Genomic DNA, 25,434 nt, shown 5'->3' on the forward strand with positions numbered 1-25,434 from the left:
GCCACCGGGCAGCAAACCGCACAACAATTACTTCTTCATCTGCGACAAAATCGTCCGGCACTGATTCGCATCCCCTTCTGACGGCGAAATCAACGCCAACAAGGCTGCCGCTGGCGTCACCAGCGTTGCCAGCGCGGCGGCCACGGCGCCGCGCGCAATCAACGGCCCCGCTTTCACACCCGCCTGCGGATTCTTGAACGACCCGCGCACATACAGCGGCGAGCGCAGGGTGATAATGCGGAAGCCCTTACTCTCCGGATCGATGGTCAAATCCAGCTGCTCCGAGGCCATACTTGCCGTCCCCGTCACGTTAATCACCGCATTCTCCGTATCGAAGGCAAAAATCTGAGGACGCGCCACGCCGTTGACCAGGTCGAGGTTCGCCGCCGCGCAGTTCACCCGCACTTCGTCATCGCCAAAAATCTGCCCAATGATGAAGTTACCGACGTTCAGCCCAAGGATCTCCATCAGGTTACGACTCACCAGCCCGTCGTTCATCAGCAGTTTGAGATTCCCGTTGCTGCTGCCGAGCAGCGTCGCCACCGAGTTCCCGACTCCGCGAATATCCGCGTCACCGTTCATCTCACCGAGGGTTTTCTGCATCAGTTCAACGTTCGGCATCAGCTCTTTCAGCTTCAACCTGCGCGCCTGAATATCGGCCCGCCCCTGCATCGGCTTTTTATCGCCTTCGAGATGAATGTTGGAGGAAATCGTCCCGCCCGCGAGGCCAAATTTCAGCGGCTGCAGGCGCAGGTCGGCGTTTTTCAGGATGATATGAGTCGAGAGGTCGCTGATCGGCAAGGTGCTGCCGTGCTCGATTTTGCGCCCCTTGAAGCGCACGTCGGCATCCATCACGTCCCACTTGTCGGTTTCAAAGCGATCGTACGGCAGCACTTTGTCCGACGGCTGAATGTCCTTCTCGCCTTTCTTCTGTTCGGAACGTTTGGACTGCTGCGCACCTTTCCCGGAATCGACGCCAATCAGCGGGCCGAGATCGGCGAGACGCAGCTGGCGGGATTCCACATCCCCTTCCAGCTTCGGACGCGGCTTGCCGGTGGTGTAGGCGAGCGAGCCGTGAATATCGCTATCGCCGATGCGGCCATTGAAATTACGGTAATCAAAGACCGACGATTTTTCCGTATCGATTTTGGCGACCAGATGCCCGTCCGTCTCAAACGGCGGCGTATCCGGGAGCAGCACGCCGGTTAAGTCATACAGCTCGCCCAGCGAATCGCCGGAGAATTTGAGCTGCAGATCCACACCGCCCATTTTCATCGGATCGTTCACCGTGCCGACAAAGGCTACGCGGGTATTACCCGAGCGGAAATCCGCCTGCACCGGGAACGGCGTGCCTTCGCTGCGCAACGCCAGCACGCCGCCGATTTTACCTGTCCCGGTCAACGGCTGATCGTTGTAACGCCCTTTCGCCTTCAGGCCAAAGACGTAATCGCCGACGCGGGTTTTATCGTCTTTCCCTTTGGTGCCGGTGACTTCGCTGAACGGCAGCGGTTTGCCGAGCGGATCGACCAGGATCTCGATATCCGCTTTGCTGACTTTGTCGTCGATGGCGATCCGCCCGCGATCGAACAGAATATTATCCAGACGGAAGGACCAGGCCGACGGCGGCGCGTTGGGATCTTTCTCTTCACCGCTGCTGGCGAGATTAAAGGTCCAGTTATTGTTCTTCTCTGACAGGCGAATCAGCCGCGCATCGGGCTGTTGCAGTTTGATCCACGGCAGATAGACCGTTTTGGTCAGCAGCGCGAGCGGGGCCAGCGTCGCTTCCACGCGCGGCAGATGGACCATCGTCACATCGGGAATATCAGGGGGGTTGCCGAGAATAATATCGTTGGCATGCACGTGCGGCCAGGGCACCCAGCTGCGCCAGCCGGTTTCGTCTTTCTGACGCTCCCAGACCACGCCGAGATCGCCGCGAATGGCGAAGGGCCGGTTCAGTTCGGTGGAGACTTTCTGGTTGATGGTCGGTTTGAGGCGGTTCCAGTCGAACGTCGCAATGATGATGATCGCGACCACAATCAACAACAAGAAGATCCCTGCTACCCAGGCAACGATCCTGGTGGTTTTGGTCATTGTTATCCCCTTTTTTATTACCTTGCCTTTCATGAATATAGTTCAGGCAGCGGCAAACAGCAGGGGTTACAGCGTGATAATGACCTTATCGAGCGTGTCCATTGGCACCGGACGGGAGAGGAAATAGCCCTGTGCCGCCGCCGCCGGTGAGTTTTGCACATCGCGCCACTCTTCGAGGGTTTCGACACCTTCGACGATCACGCCCTGGCAGTAGCGATTCATCAACTGGAGCAGCAGCGTGAACAGGTTACGGCCTTCGGACGTCTGGCGCAGCATGATGAACAGGTCACGCGCCACCTTGATGTAGTCGTAACGCACTTCGCTGAGCGCGGAGAAGTTCGCCATGCCGGTGCCAAAATCGTCCAGCCACAGCGGGCCAAACTCGCACATCGAGGCGAACGAAGAGTCCTGCGGCAGACGCACGTGCTCCACCAGCTCAAAGCGCATCCACGGCAGCGAGGCGACCAGTTTTTGCAGCTTCGGGTTCTGGCGCAGGGCGATAAGCGTAGGGCCGTCGACGTTCACCGACGCCAGAATGTCGTGGCAGGCGAAAAAGTCCTGCTTTGTGCCCAGCATTTCGAGCTGCTCTTCCAGCACATCCAGACGCTGGCGCACGCTCACTTCGGCAAAGTAACGGTCCGGTGCGATACGCTGCGTGGGATTCGACGGATGGGTCACGACGGTCAAAATCTCAATCGCCATCAGCCTGCCGTCAGTACGGTAAATGGGCTGATAAGTATAAGCACGCTCACATTGCAGCCAATAGCGATGCTCCTGCAAGCTTTCAATACTTGCTTCCGGAGTGGTGCTTAGCCGCTGGATAACCTGCTCTGACTTCATTTCAGATGTCCTGTTGAGAAAAAGATGACGTGTCTGGACTCGTCAAAGGGTTATCGGCCTGGGAAGTGAGAACTTTATGTTCAGTTGGCGGGGAAAATGAAATTAAGATGACAGAATCTGTCCGGAACGCGCGCTGGCTCAAAAAAAAATTTGGAACGTCGTTTTAATATAGTTGACCATAAAATCCCCACAGCGCACACTTACTTTAATTTATCTGTTCAGGTTCACGACTATGTCTAAAAAAATTGCCGTGATTGGCGAATGCATGATTGAGCTGTCACAAAAAGGGGCGGACGTTAGCCGCGGTTTTGGTGGCGATACGTTGAATACTTCGGTGTACATTGCCCGCCAGGTCGCGCCAGACGCGCTGACGGTGAACTATGTGACCGCACTGGGTACCGACAGCTTTAGCCAGCAGATGCTGGAAGCCTGGCAGAGTGAAAACGTCGGGACGTCGCTGATTCAGCGTATGGAAAACCGTCTGCCGGGGCTGTATTACATCGAAACCGACAGCACCGGTGAGCGCACGTTCTACTACTGGCGCAACGAAGCGGCGGCGAAATTCTGGCTGGAGAGCGACGACTCTGCGGCGATCTGCGAAGAGCTGGCGACCTTTGATTATCTCTACCTGAGCGGGATTAGCCTTGCGATCTTAAGCCCGTCGAGCCGCAAAAAGCTGCTCTCCCTGCTGCACGAATGCCGCGCCAACGGCGGGAAAGTGATTTTCGACAACAACTACCGTCCGCGCCTGTGGGCGAGCCGCGAAGAGACGCAGCAGGTTTATCAGCAGATGCTGAGCTGCACCGATATCGCGTTCTTAACGCTGGACGACGAAGATGCCCTGTGGGGCGAGAAACCGGTCGACGAGGTGATCGCCCGAACGCATCAGGCCGGTGTGTCTGAAGTGGTGATCAAGCGCGGCGCAGACTCCTGCCTGGTTTCAGTTGAGGGTGAAGCCGTGGTGGATGTCCCGGCGGTGAAACTGGCGAAAGAAAAAGTGGTGGATACCACGGCGGCGGGCGATTCGTTCAGCGCCGGGTATCTGGCGGTGCGCCTGACGGGCGGTACGGCCGCCGAGGCCGCAAAACGCGGGCACCTGACAGCGAGTACGGTGATTCAGTACCGCGGGGCGATTATTCCGCGCGAGGCGATGCCGGAATAAAATGCAAAAGGGCGACCATCGGTCTAATGCTGGTCAGTTAAGCATCTGAGGTTGTTCCGTTCACCTTATGTTCAGCAGAATATAATCGCGTCACAACCTGTGAACGTGACAAGGGGGCTGCGCGGCCCCCTTGTCAATCCCCGCGCCCCGCCATGAAATCGGTGCTTCGCACTGCGCTCACCTCCCGACCATCTGCCTGCGGTCGGCTCGACTCGACATCCCTGTCTCGTTTCGCCTCTGGCCGCCATCCATGGCGTCCAGCCCTTGTCATCTGGTCTCCGGTTCGCCGATTTCTGCGGGGGCCAACACCGGTGCCACATTCAGACGGCTGTGAAGGTTGAGGGATCGTGAGTCCGGCTGAAAATCGCCGAAGCGTTTCCTGGAGGCCGGGTCGAGGCGCAGGGAAGCGCCGAGAGGGTGCGACCTGCATGGATGCAGGATCGCGCCCGACCCGAAAGCCGCAAGGAATAAGCTGAGGGCACCGCGAAGCGGCGATTTTCTTTGCCGGGAGCCGGGGTTGCCAGGGTGGTGGCGATTGAGCCACCCTGGCACGTTCACCGCAGAGTGATGGACCGGAAGCAGAGGAACGAAAGTGAACGGAACGATTCCACTGATGCCATAAAGGTCTTGGGCAAGCAAAATAATGAATTTAAATTCATTATTTTGCTTAACTGACTGGCATTAGACCATCGGTCGCCCTTTTTAATGTTTTCTCCCTCTCCCGTGGGAGAGGGTCGGGGTGAGGGCATCAGCCCGCACACACTGACATTACTGCGCCTGCGGAATATCCGTCGCGTCCGGGTGTAAATCATCCGCCGCTGGCTGCGCGGTGCGCTCTTCCTGCGTCATGATGCTGTCCCAGGTCGCCTGCAGATCTTTCACGTTGTATTCCGGCTCGCCTTTCGGCTGCAGCAGCACCAGAGCCATATCCTGCGACAGCTGCTGGCGCAGGTCCTGATTAATCATCTCGACGGTCAGGCTGTTCAGGAAGTCCTGACGCAGCTTCTGGTACTGCTCCGGCGCGATATCCACCACCTGATTTTGCAGGGAGCGAATGCGCTGGCTGATCAGGATATCCGTGTCAGTGCGGGCGTAAGTCGCGAACAGTTTTTGCAGCTCCAGATTCTTCTGCGCGACCAGGGCGTTGAACTCTTCTTCGCCCAGACCCTCTTTACGCACTTTCGCCAGCTCTTTAGCGACCACGCCGAGATTGGCGTTCAGCTTATCGTTCGGCGATTCCACGTTGATGGCGCACTGGGCGCGCTGGAACAGCACGCGGCAGTCGAAACCAATGCCGATATCCTTCGCATTATTTTTGCTGAGCGTTTGCTGAACGTGCCAGAACAGCGCTTCACGCGCGAGATCTGCACGCCAGTAGCGCAGCAGCGCCGCGGACTCGCGAATCGGTTGCCATGGAGTGTCCCACATCAGGGCCAGGCGATCCTGACGCACGGTGTCGGTCATGATGCTGACCGGCTCTGCACGCAGCGGTGCGAGTGTTGAAACAGGCGCTGGCACTTCGCGTTTGCCTTTCAGCTCGCCGAAGGTTTTGCCAATCTGCTCGATCACCGCGCGGCTATCGACGTTGCCGACCACAATCAGCGTCATTGCATCCGGGGTGTACCATTTTTGATAGAAGGATTTGACCTGCTCAATGTCGACCGGCTGTTTGATAGGCTCTGCCGGATCGTGCCCCAGCAAAGATGACCCTTTCAGGCGATAGCGCCACCAGCCGTCTTTGGTATCAGCAGGCCAGGTCGCCACCATGTCGCTGTTGCTCAGCGCATAGTTGACCGTATCCGGAGTGATCGCCACTTTGCCCGCGGTATCGCCCAGCCACGTGAGGGCTTCTTTCAGGAGGTCGTTACGGTTGTTCGGCAGGCTGAGGTTAAACATGGTGTAGTCGTAAGAGACGACCGCAGGTGGAAGTGGACGTTTCGGGTCGATGCCCTGCTGCCACAGTGAACGCACCTGTACTGCTTGCAAACTGCCGCTTTGGGTCAGCGCCAGTCGAGGAATAAAATGGCTAAGCCCGCTCTGCTGCGTGTTTTCGGTCAGTGAACCGGTGTTCACCGACAGGCGGATCTCAATGCGATCGCTGGGACGTTGCGGCGTGGCTAACACCTGCCACTGAAACCCATTCGCCAGTGTGCCCTGCTGCCAGGCTGGGTCGGGCTGGAGTGTATCTGCCTGCACATAACTGGCTGCTGCCATCATCAGCAAACCGCCGGTTAAGAGTCGAATTTTTGTGCCCTGCATGTAAACCCCTGATCAACATTCCTGGTTAAAAAGAGTGTCTCACTACATTGAGCACTCTGAAGATAACGTTCAAACACTTCGATTAGACCGCGTGTTCGGCTAAACGTCACGGCGTGAAGTGAAATATACCCGAAAAAAATCTTGTCGAAGTATGACAGGTATGAGCAGTTATTATGCGCAGGAGCCCGCTCCCCGACAAGGGTGAGCGGGCATAAGTATCGAATTTAAGAGGATAAACCGTGGGATTTGCTCTCGGTGACGCGATTATTGAGCGTGTCGTCGAGTTTTTTGTGGTCGAGCTCTTTGACCCATTTCGCCACCACAACCGTCGCCACACCGTTACCGATCAGGTTAGTCAGGGCGCGGGCTTCGGACATGAAGCGGTCGATACCGAGGATCAGCGCCAGGCCCGCCACCGGCAAATGCCCGACCGCGGAAATGGTCGCCGCCAGCACGATGAACCCGCTACCTGTTACGCCCGCCGCCCCTTTCGAGGAGAGCAGGAGCACTACCAGCAAGGTTATCTGATGGAAGATATCCATGTGGCTGTTGGTCGCCTGAGCGATAAACACCGCGGCCATCGTCAGGTAGATCGACGTCCCGTCGAGGTTAAACGAGTACCCGGTCGGAATGACCAACCCCACCACCGATTTACGGCAGCCCAGTTTTTCCATCTTATCGAGCATGCGCGGTAGCGCAGATTCGGAAGACGAGGTCCCCAGCACAATCAGCAGCTCTTCGCGGATGTAGCGGATGAATTTGAAAATACTGAAGCCCGTCGCGCGCGCAATACTGCCCAGCACCACGACCACAAACAAAATACAGGTGATATAGAAGCAGATGATTAGCTGGCCGAGCTGCACCAGGGTGCCGACGCCATATTTACCGATGGTAAAGGCCATCGCCCCAAACGCACCGATAGGCGCGAGGCGCATGATCATATTGATGATGCCGAAAATCACCTGCGAGAAGCTTTCAATGACGTTGAAAATCAGCTGCCCTTTGCTGCCCAGACGATGCAGAGCAAACCCAAACAGCACGGCGAACAGCAGCACCTGCAGGATATTCCCGCTGGCGAAGGCGCCAATCACGCTGCCGGGAATGACATCCAGCAGGAAGGCAACGATGCCCTGGTCTTTTGCCTGTTCTGCGTAAACGGCAACGGCTTTCGCATCCAGCGTGGAGGGATCGACGTTCATCCCCGCGCCCGGCTGCACCACGTTCACGATAATCAGACCGATAATCAGCGCCAGGGTACTGACCACTTCAAAATACAGCAGCGCCACCGCACCAGTCCGGCCTACCGCCTTCATGCTTTCCATGCCAGCGATACCGGTCACTACGGTACAGAAGATAACGGGCGCGATGATCATTTTGATGAGCTTAACGAAGGCATCGCCAAGCGGTTTCATTTGAGCGCCCAGTTCAGGGTAGAAATGGCCAAGCAGAATACCGATGGCAATCGCTGTCAGGACCTGAAAGTAAAGGCTTTTAAAGAGAGAGGTTTTCATAGGGTGTCCTTGGGAAGAAAAACCACAGGATTTTTATGGGTAAGACTTACCTGCGGCTTTAAAATAACACCCGTAAAACATGACAGAAATGAACTTAGATCAAATATGAAACATGAATGTTAAAAACTGTGTGCTGACTCGTACAAGCCAGCAACAAAGTTAGACTTTTGCGGGGGGATTGTCGTCACTGAAGTAACGTTTTTCGAACTCTTCCGCCGGAACGGCTTTGGCAAACAGGAATCCCTGACCGCTTTCGACGCCCGCTTTCGCCAGCCAGTCGCGCTGGGCTTCGGTCTCGACGCCTTCGGCAATCACGTGCAGACTCAGGCTGCGCGCCATCTGGATAATGGCTTCCACCATGCTGCTGTCATCTGGCAGCCCATCGACAAAGGTTTTGTCGATTTTCAGGACGTCCACCGGCAGCGTTTTCATATGCTGGAGCTGACGCAGACCGGCGTAGCCCATGCCGAAATCATCCAGCGCGATGCGGATCCCGGCGTTACGCAGCGGTTTGAGGATCGCCACCGCCTCGTTCGGGTCGTCGATGCGACGGCTCTCGGTGACTTCCAGAATCAGGGTGTCCGGCTTGATACGGTAGCGGTTGATCAGCTCCAGCATCTCCGAGACCATCGTCGGGTGCATCAGCTGTAGCGCCGAGAGATTCACCGACAGCGGCATGTTGATCCCGCGCTCCTGCCAGGCCGACAGCTGACGGCACGACTCTTCCAGCACCCAGTAGCCAACGGTCACCATCAGGCCGCAGGACTCAATGCGCTCGATAAGCCCTTCGGGCAACTCCCAGGTACCGTCCGCCTGCTTGACGCGCAGCAGCGCTTCCGCACTGGTGACTTCGCCAGTCGCGAGGTTGACCTGCGGCTGGAGCCAGATCGCAAAGTGGTCGTTATCCAGCGCGGTGAGAATATCGCTCTCTTCGGTCAGACGCTGCTGCGCCTTTTCCATCTGCTCCGGCTCGAAGAACTGGATCTGGTTTTTGCCTTTGCGGCGGGCGGTGAACGCCGCCGAGAAGGCGCGGCGATAGAGTTGCTCCGCCGTCAGATCGCCGTAATACATCGCCAGACCAATACTGGCGCTCGGGCGCAGCTGGATGCCCTGAATCGGCAACCGCTCATTAATGACAGTGAGTACTTGCTGACCTAATGTGATGGCGTGCCACGGCTCTTTCACGCCGTGAGCCAGAATAACAAAGTCGTAGCCGCTTACCTGGGTGAGGATCATGCGCGGTGCCAGCACCGATTTGATTTTCTCCACCAGCGTTAAAAGCAGCATCTCGCGCTGACTCTCTTTCAGCACACCCGCCGTGTCCTGCAGGGTTTCACAGGCGACGGCCATCAGCGCCGTGGTCTGCTGGCGCGCAACGGTCTGCTCCAGCAGGGCCATCAGGAAGGCTTTGTTCGGCAGGTCCGAGACCGGGAAGCGGGTCGCATTGCTGTTGAGTTCATCATGCTGGCGCAGGAGGCGCTGCTGGTTGATGTTGTAACTGCGCACCAGCATGCCGATCTCATCGTCGTGGTGCAGGCGTGGGAGTGCGAGCTGGTGCCCGACCTGGTCCTGAGGGGCGAGGCTGTCCAGCTCGCGGGCGATTTTACGCAGCGGATGGACAATCAAGCGGTTGATACACCAGGTCAGGGCCACGGTGAGGATCAGCGTCAAAAGTAAGTAAGTAGTTACTAACGTGGAGATCCAGCTCATGACAAACTTGTGCATGCGATAGGCGTCGGCCTGCAGCACCAGATAGGCCAGCGGCTGCGGGTTGGCCGGGCGTTCGAGGGAGTAAAGCGGGAGCGAGATCTGCACCGGCAGTTCAAACAGGCGCATGATCATCATCGGCACCGGACGTTCGGGGATAAAGCTCATCCGCAACGCCTGGAATTGATTCGGTAACACCACGTCCGCGCGGCTGACTATCCCCGCAGGCTGAATGCGCTTGATGATGGTTTCTGCGTCGGGGATATCCCCTTTGAGAATGGCCGCAGAGAGCGGTTCACGGACCGATCGGGCAATACTTTCCAGTTGCGAAGCCGTGTTGTAGCGATTCTGCTGTACGGAATGAAACAGCAAAATGACGCAAAAGACGAATACAAACACCATAGTGACGGCAGAAACCATCGCCATTTGTTTGATAGTTAAAGAACGGCTGACACGCAAATTGACTCTCCACAAAACCCGAAGCATAGGGTAACAAAACGTTACCCTATTCCCGGAGGAGTATACCCGATTGCGACGATTTTAAGAGAGACTAAGAAGTGGATTAAAGATAAATCCGGTTACCAGTCTGCGTAAGGGGTTAACGGCTGCGGAGGCAGGTCCATATCGCCCTGCCAGCCCTCTGCCGAGTAACGCACGTAAATCAGCGCATGGCTCGGGGTGTAATCTTTCGCCTGCTGAATATCGACGCCCATACCGACAAACCAGTTTGAGGTGACGCGACGTTCGATGATGGCACGAGCGGTGTAACCGGTGCCCTGGCTGCTGCTCCCTGACTCCGTCTGTTCACTCGCCTTCTCGCGGTAATCCGCAGGGATAAGGTTCAGCAGCGGGTAGCGCGGCATGGTTTTGGTCCGGGAATGAGACCACGATACCGAGCCACCCAGTTCCCACGACCAGTTCTCAGTGCGCTGACGCCACAAAACAGGTACGGAGAACGAGAGATATTCCTGAGGGCTGTAGTAACCGCCCTGTCCAAGGGTGTAGTTGCTCAAGTCCTTGTCGTAGTGCCAAATCATGTTGTTGAGGCCGACCGTCACCCGTCGGTTATTCTCATTGATAAGCTTGTAGTAATAGCCCGTCATCCAGCGCACGCGCCAGTTATCCTCAACATTTTTGCCTTCCAGCGTATCCGCCCCCAGACTCGCCCAAACGCCGTTGGCTTCACCTTTATCGTAACTCGCGCTGACTACCCCACCATTAGCTCTGACGCCGCCCCAGGTTTCGCCCGTGTTGCTGTTAGGATCTTTTTGCCCACCGAAAGCCAGTAAGGAACTTGAGATCGGCCGACGATGCACATTCAGCGTATAACCGATGGGGCCCAAATCGTTGCTGTAACTTAACCCGCCGACGATATCGACGACGTCAAAGCCCATTGGCGTTGTGCCAATATCCATCGCCCAGGTGTCATTTTCCCAACCCACCGCGACGCTTGCGCCGCTATCAGATTGACTGCGATCGCCGCCCACACAAGGAACGTCATAGCAGGTCCCGAAATGCGGGGAATAGGTGCCGTCGCTTTTTTGGCTAAAGGTCCCAACATCCATGTTCACCATGTCGGTACGGAAGAACATCCGTCCGTCCGACAGCGGTGCGTCCACGTGCAGCATGGTGGTGTGCGCTTTCAGGTCGGAGTAACCGCCCGTGCCGCTGGAACCCCAGTAATCATGTTGCAGGGTGACGTTCACATCCTGCTGTTTATACAGATCCGCCGCATCGCTGCGCACGCCGCGTTTCAACCAGTCGTCTTTTTCGTCATTGCGCGTCAGACGGGTAAAGCTGTCGTTATCTTCAGGGCGCGTGGTGGTGACGCCAGAGGCGACCATTGCATCTTTGTAGGTTTCCAGCGCCTGCTTCGGCTGGCCGCTCTGGGCCTGGAAGTTGGCCGCATCGCGCAGGACCAGCGCACTTTCCATCGACGGTGGCTGGGATTTGGCCTGCGGAATGATTTTGTTGAAGGTCTGCTGCGCGGCAGCCGTATCGCCGAGATCGGACTGCACTCGCGCCACGCGGCGCTGCATGTTGATCGACGGCGCTTCGCCGTTCTGCCCGGCGGGCAGTTTCGCCAGTTCAGCGCGGGCCGCGTCTTTGTTGCCTTCCGCGATATACACTTCCGCAAGACCCAGCAGCGCGTCTTCGTTTTGCGCTTCGCGTTGCAGCACGCTGTTGTACGCCGCTTTGGCCGAGGCGTTATCCCCGCGCTGCTGCGCCCAGTCGGCCAGCGTTAACTCGATGCGCGTGGAAGGCGGCTGCTGACGCAGCAGGGTTTCCGCCTCGCGCTCCTGGCCGCTGTCGCGCAGGCGGTTGGCGGTTTCCAGCACCTGATCGCTTTGCAGACGGTCGGCCAGCTCCTGAATGTTGCCGTTCCACTTCTCGCGCGGAAGGGTGTTCAGATGAGCGAGCGCGGCGCGGTCCTGATTATTGCCAGAGAGGTATAACCCGTAGGCGTATACCTGCTCCGGATCGTTCGGTTTTTGGCTGGCCAGCTGGCGCATCAGGGTGTCCGCCTGGCTGCGCTGTCCGGCGCTATAAAGATCCCGCGACAGGCGGTAGGTGATCCACACATCGCCCGGCGAAAGCGCCAGACGGCGGCGCTGAATCTCTGCTGCCTGGGCAAATTTGCCTTCGTTTTCCAGCTGTTCCGCCTGGGCTGAGAGCCGGTCGTTGGTCAGGCTGCGTTCGATATCATCGATACTGCGACGCTGGCTGTTGGAGAGCGAGCGGATAAACTGATCGGCTTTTTCCGGCGATTCGGCGCGGTAGATATTCGCCAGCCCGCGCACCGCGTTGCTGTTCCCGCTGTCCATCCGCAGAGCCTGACGATAGAAGCGCTCAGCGGCGGCGTTGTCTTTGCGCGCCACGGCGGCATCGCCGAGGCCCAGCACCGCATAGCTGTCGGTGTTGTCGATATTCCGCGCCTGCTGATAATAGCGTTCCGCCTGCGGGACGTTGTTGGCTTTCAGCGCCGCGTCACCCTGCTGGATCAGCAGCCAGTAGCGGTTCACTTTCAGCAGACTGTCCCATTTGCCGCGGTTGTCGCTCTGCGGATCGAGGGCGATCGCTTTTTCAAACTGGGCAACGGCGCGGGCACGATCCCCGCGCTGAGAATAGGCTTGCCCCAGCGCGCCCACGGCTTCGCTGTCGGCGTGATTGGCGCTAACCGCCTGCTGGAGTTCCGACACCGCTTTTCCGCCCTGTCCCGCCTCTACGGCGGCCAGCCCTTCGGCTTTGGCGCGGAACGCTGGATCGGCCAGCTGTTTTTGCTGGGCTTCGAGCTGGGAGCGTGCAGCGGTGACGTTATCGCCCGCGCTGAACACCTGCAGATAGTCCTGAAGCGCTTTTACGCTGCCGGAACTGACCGGCAGGTCTTTGATTTGCTGATACCAGAGACTGGAGGCAGCATCACGTCCGGCGTTCGATTTCGCCATCTGCTCAAGCACGGCAAAGCCTTCGTCGCGGCGTCCGCTCTGGAACAGCAGCTGCGCCAGCGTGTTTTGCAGATCCGTATTGCCAGGGTTACTGGCGTTGATGCGTCTGAGATGGTCAATGGCTTCGTTGCGGCGAGCCGGGCTTTTCGCCACCACGGACCAGTATTCTGTCGCGAGAGAGGCGTCGGGAGGATTCCCGGCGAACAGTTTGTCGTAGGCGTCAATCGCCTCCTGGGTATGGCCGGTGGTCGCCAGCAGACGCGCCTGCTGCAGCTCCTGACGCCCTTCCGGCGTGGAGAGCGTCATGGCGTTGCGCGACGATTTATAGGCGCCGGAGGTCGGGGCAAGTCCTTTCAGCCGGTCTAACTCTTTCTGCGCTCCGGCGTTATCGCCCTGACGCAGCAGGTAGCGGAATCGCGCGGCGATGACGTCCGGGTTATTGGGGTCAATCAGCTCAAGGCGATACAGCGACTGGCGAACCAGATCTTCGCGGTGAGTCGATTCGCCCAGACGCACCTGCTCCAGCAGCTGTTGTTGCTGCGGGGAGTTGGCGGCCTGCGCCAGCGGCATCAGCGTTAAGCCGAGCGATAAACTGAGTAAACTTAATGAGAACTTGCGCATTCCTGGCCCCAGTCAGGGTGTAACTCACCCTTTGCGGTGAAACGAAAACGATGCTGATCCCATCCTTGTCCAAACAGGGTCAGTACGTAGCTGTAATAGGCGTCATTACCGGGGAAATGATCGGCAACTCGCTGGCGTTGAACCGCTTGTGCGTCGCGGTCTTGTAAAAACGGCAGCAGTGAGGCGGAGAAACCGACCGGGCCATCGCCCGTGGTTTTACCGCTGGCGACATCGACCTTCTCCGGGGGAACGCCTTTTTTTGTTGTCATCGTCGTCATGGGTTTAAAACGTGCCAGCAGCCGCGCTTTCTGCGGATCCCGGTCGTGCAACATGCCCGCCCAGAGATAGACGCGAATCGCATCGTAGCTGCCGATAAACGTTTTTTCTGGCTTCAGCTGCCAGCCCTTATTTTTTTGATACTGCACCCAGTCGGGTGAAAATCCCTTTGGCGCGGTTTCCAGCAGCAGTCGCAAATTGGTTTCGCGAAGCGTGGTCCAGGGTGCGCCATAGCGGGTGAAATAGTTCGCCAGCTGCGGCGGGAGATAGCTCGGGTTGAAGCGCCAGGAGGTCTCTTCGGCAAAGCCGATTTTACCGGGCAGCAGCATCAGCCCCAGACCCGGCACTTTGACCACCTCTTCGCGGGCAATGCGCTTGAGCAGCGCTTTCCCGGTCGCGGTGTAGTCCGGCGCGTTCCATAAACGCCCCGCTTCCAGCAGCGACCAGGCGATCCAGATATCGGCATCCGATGCGGAATTGCTGTCGATCACCGCCCAGGCGTCTTTCTCTTTCTGCCCCCACAGCCAGGCGGGGAGATGCTGGCTCAGATCGCCCTGCGCGAGGTTGTCTCGCGTCCAGTCGAGCAGCAGATCAAAGGTCTTACGGTCGTTCGCCGCGAGGGCAAAGAACAGCGCGTAGCTTTGCCCCTCGGAGGTGCTGATTTTGCGCGCGTCACTGGGGTCAATGACGCGCCCGCCCTCGCTGATGTAGTCCTTTTTAAACTGATCCCAGGCAGGCCAGGTGCAGGCGGCGCGAACGTTCGCCGCCGCCATTACCACCATCGCCATTACGCACCAGCGAAACCCTTTCATCACCGGTTACTCACGATCCGAATGCAGACGACGACGGCTGATGATACGCAGCAGACGCCACATCACCCACGCCAGCAGTACGACGCTGATCGCCGCGAAGACCGCTAACAGCACCGGGTGGTTCGCCAGGGCATACCACAGGCGCTCGAACCACGGCAGATGGCCAACGTAATAGACGTCGCCGACGCGCAGACTGTTAACGCCCGATTCACGGATCACCGCCACCGAACCAAACATTGCCGCCCGCTTGCCGCTGTCGTTCATCGCCGTGTTCAGCAGCTCGTAGCCACGCGGGCTGTCTGCCAGCAGGGCGATGACGCTGCGCTGATCGTTGTACGGAGACTGGAAGCCGACAATCGCCGCCATCGGGCCTTGCGAATTGACGTTCGTCTGTACGCTCGCTTCGCGGTCGGCTTTATCCGGCATGATGCTTGGGAAGGCGGTCTGGCGCAGCGGCGTGTTGACCCAGGACTCGGTCGCATGGACCAGCAGGTCGATACGTTTATCGTCTTTCAGCTTATCCGGGATGTTCCCGATGAGCATGATATCGGCGTCTTTGCCCTGAATCTGGCTGCCATCATCCGTCAGCGTGACGTTAATCGCCGGTAAGCCGGTTTGCGCCCCCACGGAGGCCATGGCGTCGAGCAGGGTCGTGACCTGACCTTCGTTTGGCGCTTTTGGCATCACCACGATGGTTTCAGACAGGTCGGCCATGCGGCTGAACGGGAAGCTGGCGTTGGCAAAGGCACGCAGATCCGGCAGGGCGATGAAGTGGTAATACTTCGAGAAGTCGATGGTGGAGTCGTCACCGATCACCACGTGGTTCGCCACCGGCTGGAAGGTGATGCAGTTATCCACCGAACCGCCCGGCATCGGGTTCATGTACTGGAAATCAAAGCGTAACTGGTTCATCGCCCCGAGTTTCAGCGCCGGAATGGAGACGTCCGTTTTACCGTCCAGCAGACCCTGAAGCACCGGCAGACGCAGCAGCAGTTTGTTGGTGTCCTGACTGCTGGTCAGCGGGAAGGATTGCAGGAACTGGTTGTTCAGGCTGATATCCATCCGCGAGCTGTCTTTGGTCGGCGGCGCGGTGTAGCGGTAGTTCAGATCGATATCGATCCCGTTGCTGCGCAGCAGATAAAGATCCGGTGGCAGATTCAGAGAGACGTTGATCGCGGACGGTTCAAGACCCGTTGACTGGAGCTGCTCTTCATAGGTTTTCAGCTCGCCGAAGGTGACCGCGCGATCGGTGCGGATCCAGTTTGGCGCGTCATACGGCTTACGCGTCAGCAGCGGTTTCACTTCGCCAATGTCGACGCTGTTGCCGCGGAACAGGACGTTACCCTGGGCAATGCCCTTCGCGGCCTGAACCAGATCTTTGTCATCACGACCGAAGACCACTAACAGCTTCACATACGGCTTATCCGGATGACTCATCATTTCGACGGTCGGACCTTTCACTTCCGGATGGTCGCGCAGGAAGGACGGGCGTTTGTCGTTGGTGGCAAACACAATGGCGTTTCTGTCCGGCAGCTTGTCGAACAGCACCGGGAAGCTCTGTCCGCGCCAGCCGGAGCGGGAACCAAACCAGGAGGAGACGATGGTCGCCGCCTGCTGCTGGGCGATATCCGGCGAACCGGCAAAGACGATCGGCAGGTTCAGCTCGCGGTTGTCGCGCGGGTCAAAGAACGGCACCGGGAAGGCGGAGAGGTCGTTTTTCACCGCCAGCGTCTGGTAGGTCATGTTCAGGGACGAGTTACGACCCACGTCCATCCACAGCGTGCTGCTGGCCGGGTTTTCGCAGACGTCGCGGTAGTGGCCGACAAACTCAAGACGCACTCGGTTAAAGTCGGTGATAAACAGCGGGTTGATCGGCACCTGAGCCAGGGTTTTCTTGCCCAGCTGCTCTTTGGTGACCGGCAGCACGCCCATCAGCTCATCGTTGAGATAGACCTTAAGCTGCGACTGCACCGGCAGCAGGGACGGCGATGGCGTGTATTCCAGATTCAGCAGCGCGCTGGAGACCACTTCATCGCTGCGCATGCCAAACTCAACGCCGCCGTTCGGGTTGATCCCGCGCAGGACCATGCTGCCCGGAGGCGGCGCAATCTGCGCAAAGGTCAGCTTCACGTCACGCGACGGAATGTTATCCGCAACGATAGGCGCGTTGGCACCGTTCACACCCGGCATCACCTGGCCGACCGCCTGAGCGCCTGTTGGCGTGCCCGGAAGGGTGTTGCCTTCCGTTGGCTGATTCGGTACCACGTTTTCGGTCTGCGAAGGCGCAGCGGTGACCACCGGATCGGTCGCTTGCGCGACGACAGGTACGGTCGGTGCAGGCGTATTTTCAGGCGCCGCCTGAGCCATCATTGCGGGCAGCGCCGCCACAGCACATATCCAGGAAAGTTTTCTTTTCATCGCGTTATCATCATTGTTGAGCCATAACCGGGTCCGGTTGCTGTTTCGCCTCATCCCGCTCAGGACGACGAGGGATAAACGACACCACCCAGGAAACCAGCGAGGTAAGTGACCGGAAAATTATTTTCACTGACGGCGGAGCAAATTCTGCAAGGTGGCGATAACCACGGAACCCCAACTTCAGAATATCCAGCAGACTTTCCAGTGGTTTATCTTCCGGGAAGCTGTCCTGCCAGAGCGCCCACGTATCCGCGCGGGCGAACGTGCACTGTACAAAATCGATATGTTGCTTTTTGGTGAGCGGCATCAGCTGCAGCCCCACTTCATTGCCCGCCACACGCATGACCTGCGTCGGGAATACGTACTCCTGTTGGCCACGCTTGAGCAGCAGTTTGACCTTCTGCCCTTCAAGCACTTTTGCCTGGCCGTTGATCTTGATGCCTAAGCCGCCGTCGGAGAAGTCCTGAACGGTACAGGAGAAGAGATGGCCGTCTTCACGGGCAATGGCTGCGGGCATGGAGATTTCGACGCGATGGGAGCGGCGAACCTGCTTGCTCTCCACCGATACCGCCACCGCGCCGCCGAGGATAATCAGGTTATAGAAGACCCACGCGAGGCTGACGAACACGGTCAGCACTTCGTTTTCCGGGCCGTAGAAGTAGCGCCAGATCCCCACCAGCACGCCGAAGATATTCAGCAGCACGAGGAAGATGTACGGTCGGGAGATCACCCAGTCGACATACTCCTCTTCCACCAGGCCACCTTTGGCGGTGACGTTGAATTTCCCTTTGTGCGGGTTAATCAGCGCCACCAGCGTCGGCGGCGCGATATACCAGGCCAGCACCGTTTCGTAGATTTCACTCCAGAACGAGTGGCGGTATTTCCCCTGAATCTTCGAGTTGGTCAGGCTGGCGTGGATCATGTGCGGGAGCACGAACAGGGCAATCATCAGCGCCGGGGCAAAGATGATGTACGCGTGCAGCAGCAGGAACGCCAGCGGCGCGGTGAGGAAGATCAGCCGCGGGATACCGGACAGGAAGTGGAACATGGCGTTGACGTAGCACAGGCGCTGCGCGAGCTTCAGCCCTTTACCCGTCAGCGGGTTATCGAGACGGAAAATCTGCACCATCCCGCGCGCCCAGCGGATACGCTGGCCGATGTGCGCGGACAGGGATTCGGTCGCCAGCCCTGCCGCCTGCGGAATACGCATGTACGCCGAGGTGTAGCCGCGACGGTGCAGGCGCAGAGAGGTGTGCGCATCTTCGGTGACAGTTTCGACGGCGATACCGCCGATTTCATCCAGCGGTTTACGGCGAATGACCGCACAGGAGCCGCAGAAGAAGGTCGCATCCCACATGTCGTTCCCGTCCTGCACCAGACCGTAGAACAGCGTGCCTTCGTTTGGCGTCTTGCGAAAACGCCCGAGGTTGCGCTCAAACGGGTCCGGCGAGAAGAAGTGGTGCGGCGTCTGCATCATCGCCAGCTCTTTCTCTTTCAGGAACCAACCCATGGTCATCTGCAGGAACGAGCGCGTCGGCACGTGGTCGCAGTCGAAAATCGAGACGAATTCGCCGGTGGCGTATTGCAGCGCGTTGTTGATGTTCCCGGCTTTCGCGTGTTCGTGGGTGGTACGGGCGACGTATTTCACCCCGACGCTGTCGGCGAACTGACGAAACTCTTCGCGGCCGCCGTCGTCCAGAATCCAGATATTGAGCTTATCTTTCGGCCAGTCGATGCCGAGAGAGGCGTAGATGGTGTTTTTCACCACGCTCAGATCTTCGTTGTAGGTCGGAACGAAAATATCCACCGTCGGCCACTGTTCGGTGTCTTTTGGCAGCGGAACCGGCTGGCGGTTGAGCGGCCAGACCACCTGGAAATAGCCGAGTACCAGGACGATCCATGCGTAGGTTTCGGCGAACAGCAGAATCAAACCGCAGGTCAGGCTGACCGGGTCATCCCAGTTCAGGGTCGAGGTATAGCGCCACCAGATGTAGCGGCAGGAGACGGTGAGCGAGAGCACAATCAGCATCATTGCCGAGAAGCGCCCCGGAATACGCCGCACCAGCAGCGCCACGCCCCACAGCAGCATCAGGAAGATAAACTGCGCCAGCGGGTTAAACGGCTGGGTGATACAGACCAGCGCCAGAATGAGCGAGAACACGACGATCACGCCCAGAATAAAACGCCGCAAGCCGGGGTGCAGATGCCCCAGCTCTTTTTGCTTATCCAGATGGCTGGTCTGGTCGCTGACGCGCTCAGGCAGCGTTTCCAGCCACTGATGGTAACGACCACGCAGATTTTTTAAGCGACTCACGCTGCGCCAGCGCGGCTCGGTTCTTTGCTGTTTCGCCTGGGTCGCAATCAGCCATAACGCCTGCAGGGCGTATCGCGCGGGGTCCAGCGGGCGCGGGCGATCGGGGTCGAGATGCGGATAGAGCTCGCGATGGCGCGCGCGAATGTGCTGCCAGCGCGGGTGTTCGAGGGGGATAAACATCCATGCCAGAATGATCCAGAAACAGCCCATCGCGGCGCTGAAGGCTGACGCACCGTGACGGCGATAGTTCCGGTAGCGCTCGCCTAAACGCGCGCTGACGGGCGGGATGAGTAACCAGCTGGATAGCCGACTCATAGATGCCCTCCAGCGGGCTCCGGACGTCCGGTATAGTGCAGTAAGCACCAGTTCGCCAGGGTGAGGATCTCTTCTGCGGCCAGGGAATCGCTACGGTATTCGCCCAGCGGCTGTTTGGAGGCCAGGCATTCGGCGATCGCTTCATCGCGATGGACAACCATTGGCAGCAGGCGGCGCTGGCTTTGCAGCCACACCTGATAGAGATCGTCCTGAATCTGGCTGCTCAGACGTAAGTCGTTGATCAGAATATGCGCCCCGTTCGGCAGCACCTGCTGGTGCAGGCGAATATGGCAGTTGGCGTCCGCGTTGACCACGGTCAGCGTGTGGTCGCAGTGTTCGATTAACTGGCGAGTCAGCGGGGAGAATCCGCTCGGGAGATCGAGCAAGATCCACTTGTAATGGCTTTTTTCCTGCAACAGCTGCAGCGCATCGGCAAAATAGCCCAGCGTGCCATAGCGGGTATACATCGACTCTTTTTCGCTGGCGGTCAGCTGACCGAACGGCAGGATATCGAGCTGTGAAGTGTAACGTTGTGCGGTATCACGCCAGTCGCGGCCATCGAGCAGTGCGCGCGCCCAGCCGTCAGAAGTGTCGTAATCGACGTTAAAAGACATGCGAAGCAAATTATCGGGACAGGCATCAATGACCAGTACCGATTCACCTAAAATCTGTAATGCCCATCCTAGCGCTGCTGTTATAGATGTTGTACCAACACCGCCACGAATGCCCTGTAATCCGAGTATGGCCATCAATGGCTCCCTTATTGTTGACGGGCAAATTCAGCTAATAATGGCCAGCGTTTAATAGCCGCTGCCAACTGTTCTCGCTGTGAAATATCGGTGTAGTCTATTTCAGGCAATGAGAAAGCCTGGCTCAACGCCAAAAAATCGTTTTGGAATGTGTACCCAAGGCCAGAATCAACCGGCGTCGCTGGTTCGTTATTATGCATTTTAGTTTCATTCCTTTATTAAATCTAAACGAACAACAGACGTAGCACGGCTTCCTGCCCGCGAAAATTCATTCATATGCTAAATCTGATGGTCTTTAATTTCAATGTTAGGTTTATTTCTCTGCTTTCGCTAGTAAACTGAGATACAGGTAAATTAGTCGCAAAGAGGGACATCGTGAACCCCATATTTTCAGTTGGTATCCAGTCATTATGGGACGAATTGCGCCACATGCCAGCCGGCGGAGTCTGGTGGATCAGTACGGATCGCAATGAAGATGCTATAAGTCTGGTAAATCAAACAATTGCGGCGCAAGAGCGCGACGCGAAAGTCGCGGCGATCGCGATGGGTGAAAACCCGAAGAAAATCTTTAGCCTCAATGATGAATGCGGGCCGGACAAAGTCCGTTTATTTTCCATGCCGGATGGGCAGGATGGTCTATACTTTTTGCCCCGCGATATTCAATGTAGCATTGACCCGCATCATTATTTAGTGGTGCTTAAATGCGCGAATAACGCCTGGCAAAATATATCCACAGAAAAATTGCGACTCTGGCTGGAAAAGATCAATAAATGGGTGCGAGATCAAAATTGCACGCTGCTGGTGGTCAGTCCCGGCAGTAATAATGATAAGCAGTTCTCATTTTTAATGAGTGAATATCGTTCTCTGTTTGGCCTGGCGAGTATCCGCCATCAGGCCGATAGCCATCTTTACGATATTGCGTTCTGGTGCAATGAAAAAGGCGTCAGCGCCCGACAACAGCTGTCACTGAAACATATTGATGATGAGTGGCATTTAGCCCAGCAGGAAGAGACTGTTGTCCAGCCGCGTAACGATGAAAAACGCATCCTGAGCCACGTCGCGGTATTAGAAGGTGCGCCAGCCCTCTCCGAACACTGGTCTTTGTTCGATACCAACGAAGCGCTGTTCAATGAAGCGCGTAACACTCAGGCCGCCACCATCGTCTTTTCGCTGACGCAAAATAACCAAATAGAGTCAATTGCCCGTCAAATCCATACCCTGCGCCGCCAGCGCGGCAGCGTGCTGAAAATCGTGGTGCGTGAAAACACCACCAGCCTGCGCGCTACGGACGAACGTCTGCTGCTCGGCTGCGGCGCGAATATGGTGATCCCGTGGAACGCCCCGCTCTCCCGCTGCCTGACGCTGCTGGAAAGTATTCAGGGCCAGCAGTTTAACCGTCACGTGCCGGAAGATATCACGACGCTGCTCTCCATGACCCAGCCGATGAAGCTGCGCGGCTACCAGAAATGGGACACCTTCTGCGACGCGGTAAGCAACATGATGAGCAACACGTTGTTACCGGCAGACGGCAAAGGGGTGATGGTCGCGCTGCGTCCGGTGCCAGGGATTCGCATCGAGCAGGCGCTGACCTTATGCCGTCCGAACCGCACCGGGGATATCATGACCATCGGCGATAATCGTCTGGTGCTGTTTTTATCCTTCTGCCGCATCAACGATCTCGATACCGCCCTCAACCACATCTTCCCGCTGCCAACCGGGGATATCTTCTCTAACCGGATGATCTGGTTCGAAGACAATCTGATCAGCGCCGAAATTGTGCAGATGAAACAGCTGGCACCGGAACAGTGGGGCAAACCGCTGCTGGTGGCGAGCGATACCAAGCCGGTGCTGAATGCCACCCACGATGGACACGTCTGGCGCAGGGTGCCTGAGCCGCTGCGTCTGCTGAGTGATGCCGAGGAGAGAGCCTCATCATGAACAACACCGACATTATTCAGCTGGTGATCCTCTGCGCGATCATCTTCTTCCCGCTTGGCTACTACGCGCGCCATTCGTTACGCCGTACCCGCGATACGGTGAGATTGCTGTTTGCAAAACCTCGCTATGTTAAATCAGCCGGAACACTGAAACGGGCTTCACACGTCAAGGCAAACCGAAAACATGACTAATTCTACCTATACCGCTTCGGCACCTTCGCCGCTTTGGCAATACTGGCGCGGCCTTTCCGGCTGGAACTTCTACTTTCTGGTGAAATTTGGCCTGCTCTGGGCGGGCTATCTCAATTTCCATCCGCTGCTGAACCTGGTGTTTATGGCATTTTTACTGATGCCGATTCCAAACCTGAAGCTGCACCGTCTGCGTCACTGGGTGGCGATCCCGATCGGCTTCGGGCTGTTCTGGCATGACACCTGGCTGCCTGGCCCGGAAAGCATCATGAGCCAGGGCTCGCAGGTCGCGGGCTTTAGCAGCGATTACCTGCTCGATCTGACGGAACGTTTTATTAACTGGCAGATGATTGGCGCTATTTTCGTGCTGCTGATTGCGTGGCTGTTCCTCTCTCAGTGGATCCGCGTCACGGTGTTTGTAGTGGCGATTATGATCTGGCTGAACGTCCTGACGCTGGCGGGCCCGAGCTTCTCCCTGTGGCCAGCCGGTCAACCGACGAATACCGTGACCACGACGGGCGGCAGTGCGGCACCGACGGTCGCGACGGCCGGTGAGACGGCAGTGATTGGCGATATTCCGGCGCAGACCGCGCCGCCGACCAGCGCCAATCTCAACACCTGGCTTTCCAGCTTCTATAACGCGGAAGATAAGCGTCAGACCAACTTCCCGGCGTCACTGCCTGCCGATGCGCAGCCGTTTGAACTGCTGGTGATTAACATCTGCTCCCTGTCGTGGGCAGACGTGGATGCGGCCGGTCTGGCGTCGCATCCGCTGTGGAAGCACTTCGACATTCAGTTCAAAGATTTCAACTCGGCGACCTCCTACAGCGGCCCGGCGGCGATTCGTCTGCTGCGCGCCAGCTGCGGTCAGCCGTCGCACAAAAACCTCTATCAGCCCGCGGGCAACCAGTGCTACCTGTTCGATAACCTCGAAAAACTGGGCTTCTCGCAGCACCTGATGCTCGGTCACAACGGCGTATTCGGTGACTTCCTGAAAGAAGTGCGCGAAAACGGCGGGATGCATGCCCCGCTGATGGACCAGACCGGCCTGCCGGTTCCGCTGCTGGGCTTTGACGGTTCGCCGGTTTATGACGACACCGCCACGCTGCAACGCTGGCTGCAAACGGTCGGCAAAGAAGATAACGCCCGTAGCGCGACCTTCTACAACACCCTGCCACTGCACGACGGGAACCACTATCCGGGTGTGAGCAAAACGGCGGATTACAAGGTTCGTGCGCAGAAGTTCTTCGATGAGCTGGATGCGTTCTTTACCGAGCTGGAGAAATCCGGTCGTCGGGTGATGGTGGTGGTCGTGCCGGAGCACGGCGGCGCGCTGAAAGGCGACAGAATGCAGGTGTCCGGTCTGCGCGACATCCCAAGCCCGTCGATCACCAACGTCCCGGCCGGGATTAAGTTCTTCGGCATGAAAGCGCCGCATCAGGGCGCGCCAATCGAAATCACTCAGCCCGTCAGCTATCTGGCGATTTCCGAACTGGTGGCGCGTGCGGTAGACGGGAAGTTGTTTGTGGAAGAGAGCGTGAACTGGAATCAGCTCACCAGCGGTCTGCCGCAGACGGCGGAAGTGTCTGAGAACGCGAATGCGGTGGTGATTCAGTACCAGAATAAACCGTATGTGCGGTTGAATGGTGGGGATTGGGTGCCGTATCCGCAGTAGGGTGCAGTGGTTTTCCCCTCACCCTAACCCTCTCCCAAAGGGAGAGGGGACTTTCTTTTCTCCCTCTCCCTGTGGGAGAGAGCCGGGGTGAGGGCACCAGACCGTACTACAGTTACCGCCCCGACACCCACACCAGCATCTTCAGACTCGCCGAATAATAGTCATCCTTCGCCGTAATCTCCGGTTCGCTCATCGCCTGCCCCATCGTTAAATCACGCACCGCCAGCAGACCGCCTTCCATCATGTAAGGCGCATACTCGTTGGTCGTGACATTCACCCACGCCGGGGTTTTCTCGCGGCTGAACTGCCCAAACCAGCTACGCCACGGCGTGAGCTGCGGGCTTTGCGGGTTATACCAGTGCAGATACAGCGGAATGCGGATCGCATCGTAGCTCATGCGCGGCGGCCAGGCTTTGGCGGGCGTGAGTTTGCCGCCTGCCGCGAGCGAAACCCAGTCGGTCGGCAGATTGGCCGTGCCGGAGCCCATCTTGCCGAGCAGCGTTTGCCCGTCTTTGATCAACTCGCGCCACACCTGCAGATGGGTGCGATCGGCAAAGGCCTGCCAGGCGGGGAAGATAAAGTACGACGGATTGAGGATCACTTCGCTGTTGAGGTTAAACCCGTTCGCGCCTGGCAGCATCACGCGTTGACCGGCGTAGCGGATCACCGTGTGGGAGACCAGCGCTTTGGTGATGGCATCCGAGGCGGCGCTGTAACGTGGGTCATGCCAGCGGGCGTCGGCTTTTAACAGCGCCCAGGCGATCATCGTATCGCCATCGGTGGCATCGTTTTTGTCAGTAATCGGGTCTGGTTCGACGGGGTTATAGCGCCAGTAAAACAGACCGTTATCTTTGTTCTTGAGCGTCGTGTCAGTCCACTGCCAGAGCTTATCAAACGCCGCTTTGTCGTCGCTCACCACCGCCATCAGCATGGCAAAACCTTGCCCTTCCGTGTGGGAGACGTTGCCGTTGCCGGTATCGACAATGCGACCATCCGGCATTAAAAAGCGCGCCTTGTAGCTCTCCCAGGCCTGACCGGCCTCGGAAAACGACGAAAAACAGAGACTCATCATGACCGCCAGTGCGGCGCATGCGGGCTTTCTCATCATTCAC

Annotated in this window: 16 protein-coding genes; 4 read left to right on the top strand and 12 right to left on the bottom strand. The window is 57.8% G+C overall.

Going from position 1 to position 25,434, the window contains the following annotated elements; genetic code table 11:
- Positions 1-27 precede the first annotated feature (27 nt).
- Positions 28-2,091 carry an AsmA family protein gene (locus U9O48_RS21580; RefSeq protein ID WP_324723183.1) on the bottom strand — a complete coding sequence of 688 codons (2,064 nt, stop codon included), beginning with the start codon at positions 2,089-2,091 and terminating at the stop codon, positions 28-30.
- A gap of 66 nt (positions 2,092-2,157) precedes the next feature.
- Entirely contained in the window at positions 2,158-2,931 is a 774-nt protein-coding gene (pdeH, locus tag U9O48_RS21585; RefSeq protein ID WP_282492850.1) for a cyclic-guanylate-specific phosphodiesterase, read from the bottom strand.
- A 232-nt stretch (positions 2,932-3,163) separates the two neighbouring features.
- Here pdeH and U9O48_RS21590 point away from each other — a divergent pair, with 232 nt between their 5' ends.
- Complete coding sequence (locus tag U9O48_RS21590; RefSeq protein ID WP_285150153.1) at positions 3,164-4,093, top strand: sugar kinase; 930 nt, start codon at positions 3,164-3,166, stop codon at positions 4,091-4,093.
- A gap of 768 nt (positions 4,094-4,861) precedes the next feature.
- Here the strand turns inward: U9O48_RS21590 and U9O48_RS21595 are convergent.
- The 9 genes from U9O48_RS21595 to bcsR form a co-directional block, all read right to left on the bottom strand.
- Positions 4,862-6,352 (bottom strand): M16 family metallopeptidase, encoded by a 1,491-nt coding sequence (locus U9O48_RS21595; protein ID WP_285146079.1) that lies wholly within the window; start codon positions 6,350-6,352, stop codon positions 4,862-4,864.
- A 224-nt stretch (positions 6,353-6,576) separates the two neighbouring features.
- Positions 6,577-7,863, bottom strand: a complete 1,287-nt coding sequence (dctA, locus tag U9O48_RS21600; protein WP_282492847.1) for a C4-dicarboxylate transporter DctC — start codon at positions 7,861-7,863, stop codon at positions 6,577-6,579.
- 159 nt (positions 7,864-8,022) lie between these two features.
- Positions 8,023-10,029, bottom strand: a complete 2,007-nt coding sequence (gene hmsP / locus U9O48_RS21605) for a biofilm formation regulator HmsP (protein WP_324723184.1) — start codon at positions 10,027-10,029, stop codon at positions 8,023-8,025.
- A 119-nt stretch (positions 10,030-10,148) separates the two neighbouring features.
- The gene (bcsC, locus tag U9O48_RS21610; RefSeq protein WP_324723185.1) at positions 10,149-13,637 is read right to left on the bottom strand and encodes a cellulose synthase complex outer membrane protein BcsC; all 3,489 of its coding nucleotides are present in this window, start codon (positions 13,635-13,637) and stop codon (positions 10,149-10,151) included.
- Positions 13,619-14,725, bottom strand: coding sequence for a cellulose synthase complex periplasmic endoglucanase BcsZ (gene bcsZ, locus U9O48_RS21615; RefSeq protein WP_282492872.1), 1,107 nt, complete (start codon positions 14,723-14,725; stop codon positions 13,619-13,621). Before bcsZ ends, bcsC begins: the two co-directional genes overlap by 19 nt.
- Positions 14,726-14,731: 6 nt before the next feature.
- A complete protein-coding gene (gene bcsB, locus U9O48_RS21620) occupies positions 14,732-17,143 on the bottom strand; it encodes a cellulose biosynthesis cyclic di-GMP-binding regulatory protein BcsB (RefSeq protein ID WP_285157431.1) in 2,412 nt (803 codons plus the stop codon).
- Between the two features lie 10 nt (positions 17,144-17,153).
- Positions 17,154-19,772 carry a UDP-forming cellulose synthase catalytic subunit gene (bcsA, locus tag U9O48_RS21625; RefSeq protein WP_285154084.1) on the bottom strand — a complete coding sequence of 873 codons (2,619 nt, stop codon included), beginning with the start codon at positions 19,770-19,772 and terminating at the stop codon, positions 17,154-17,156.
- Positions 19,769-20,521, bottom strand: a complete 753-nt coding sequence (gene bcsQ, locus U9O48_RS21630) for a cellulose biosynthesis protein BcsQ (protein WP_282492842.1) — start codon at positions 20,519-20,521, stop codon at positions 19,769-19,771. Before bcsQ ends, bcsA begins: the two co-directional genes overlap by 4 nt.
- Before the next feature lie 11 nt (positions 20,522-20,532).
- On the bottom strand, positions 20,533-20,721 hold the full coding sequence (gene bcsR, locus U9O48_RS21635) for a cellulose biosynthesis protein BcsR (protein WP_282492841.1): 189 nt from the start codon (positions 20,719-20,721) through the stop codon (positions 20,533-20,535).
- A 175-nt stretch (positions 20,722-20,896) separates the two neighbouring features.
- Here bcsR and bcsE point away from each other — a divergent pair, with 175 nt between their 5' ends.
- Genes bcsE through bcsG form a run of 3 tightly spaced genes read left to right on the top strand, consistent with a single transcriptional unit; the run spans position 20,897 to position 24,322 of the window.
- Positions 20,897-22,459 (top strand): cellulose biosynthesis c-di-GMP-binding protein BcsE, encoded by a 1,563-nt coding sequence (bcsE, locus tag U9O48_RS21640; protein ID WP_285157430.1) that lies wholly within the window; start codon positions 20,897-20,899, stop codon positions 22,457-22,459.
- Positions 22,456-22,650 carry a cellulose biosynthesis protein BcsF gene (gene bcsF, locus U9O48_RS21645; protein ID WP_282492839.1) on the top strand — a complete coding sequence of 65 codons (195 nt, stop codon included), beginning with the start codon at positions 22,456-22,458 and terminating at the stop codon, positions 22,648-22,650. The genes bcsE and bcsF overlap by 4 nt, the downstream gene beginning before the upstream one ends.
- Positions 22,643-24,322 carry a cellulose biosynthesis protein BcsG gene (gene bcsG / locus U9O48_RS21650; RefSeq protein ID WP_285157429.1) on the top strand — a complete coding sequence of 560 codons (1,680 nt, stop codon included), beginning with the start codon at positions 22,643-22,645 and terminating at the stop codon, positions 24,320-24,322. The genes bcsF and bcsG overlap by 8 nt, the downstream gene beginning before the upstream one ends.
- A 112-nt stretch (positions 24,323-24,434) precedes the next feature.
- On the opposite strand, the gene U9O48_RS21655 is transcribed toward bcsG, so the two are convergent.
- The gene (locus U9O48_RS21655; RefSeq protein WP_285157428.1) at positions 24,435-25,427 is read right to left on the bottom strand and encodes a glycosyl hydrolase family 8; all 993 of its coding nucleotides are present in this window, start codon (positions 25,425-25,427) and stop codon (positions 24,435-24,437) included.
- Positions 25,428-25,434 lie beyond the last annotated feature (7 nt).

The sequence above is a fragment of the Lelliottia sp. JS-SCA-14 genome (genome assembly GCF_035593345.1).
Taxonomy (GTDB): domain Bacteria; phylum Pseudomonadota; class Gammaproteobacteria; order Enterobacterales; family Enterobacteriaceae; genus Enterobacter; species Enterobacter wanjuensis.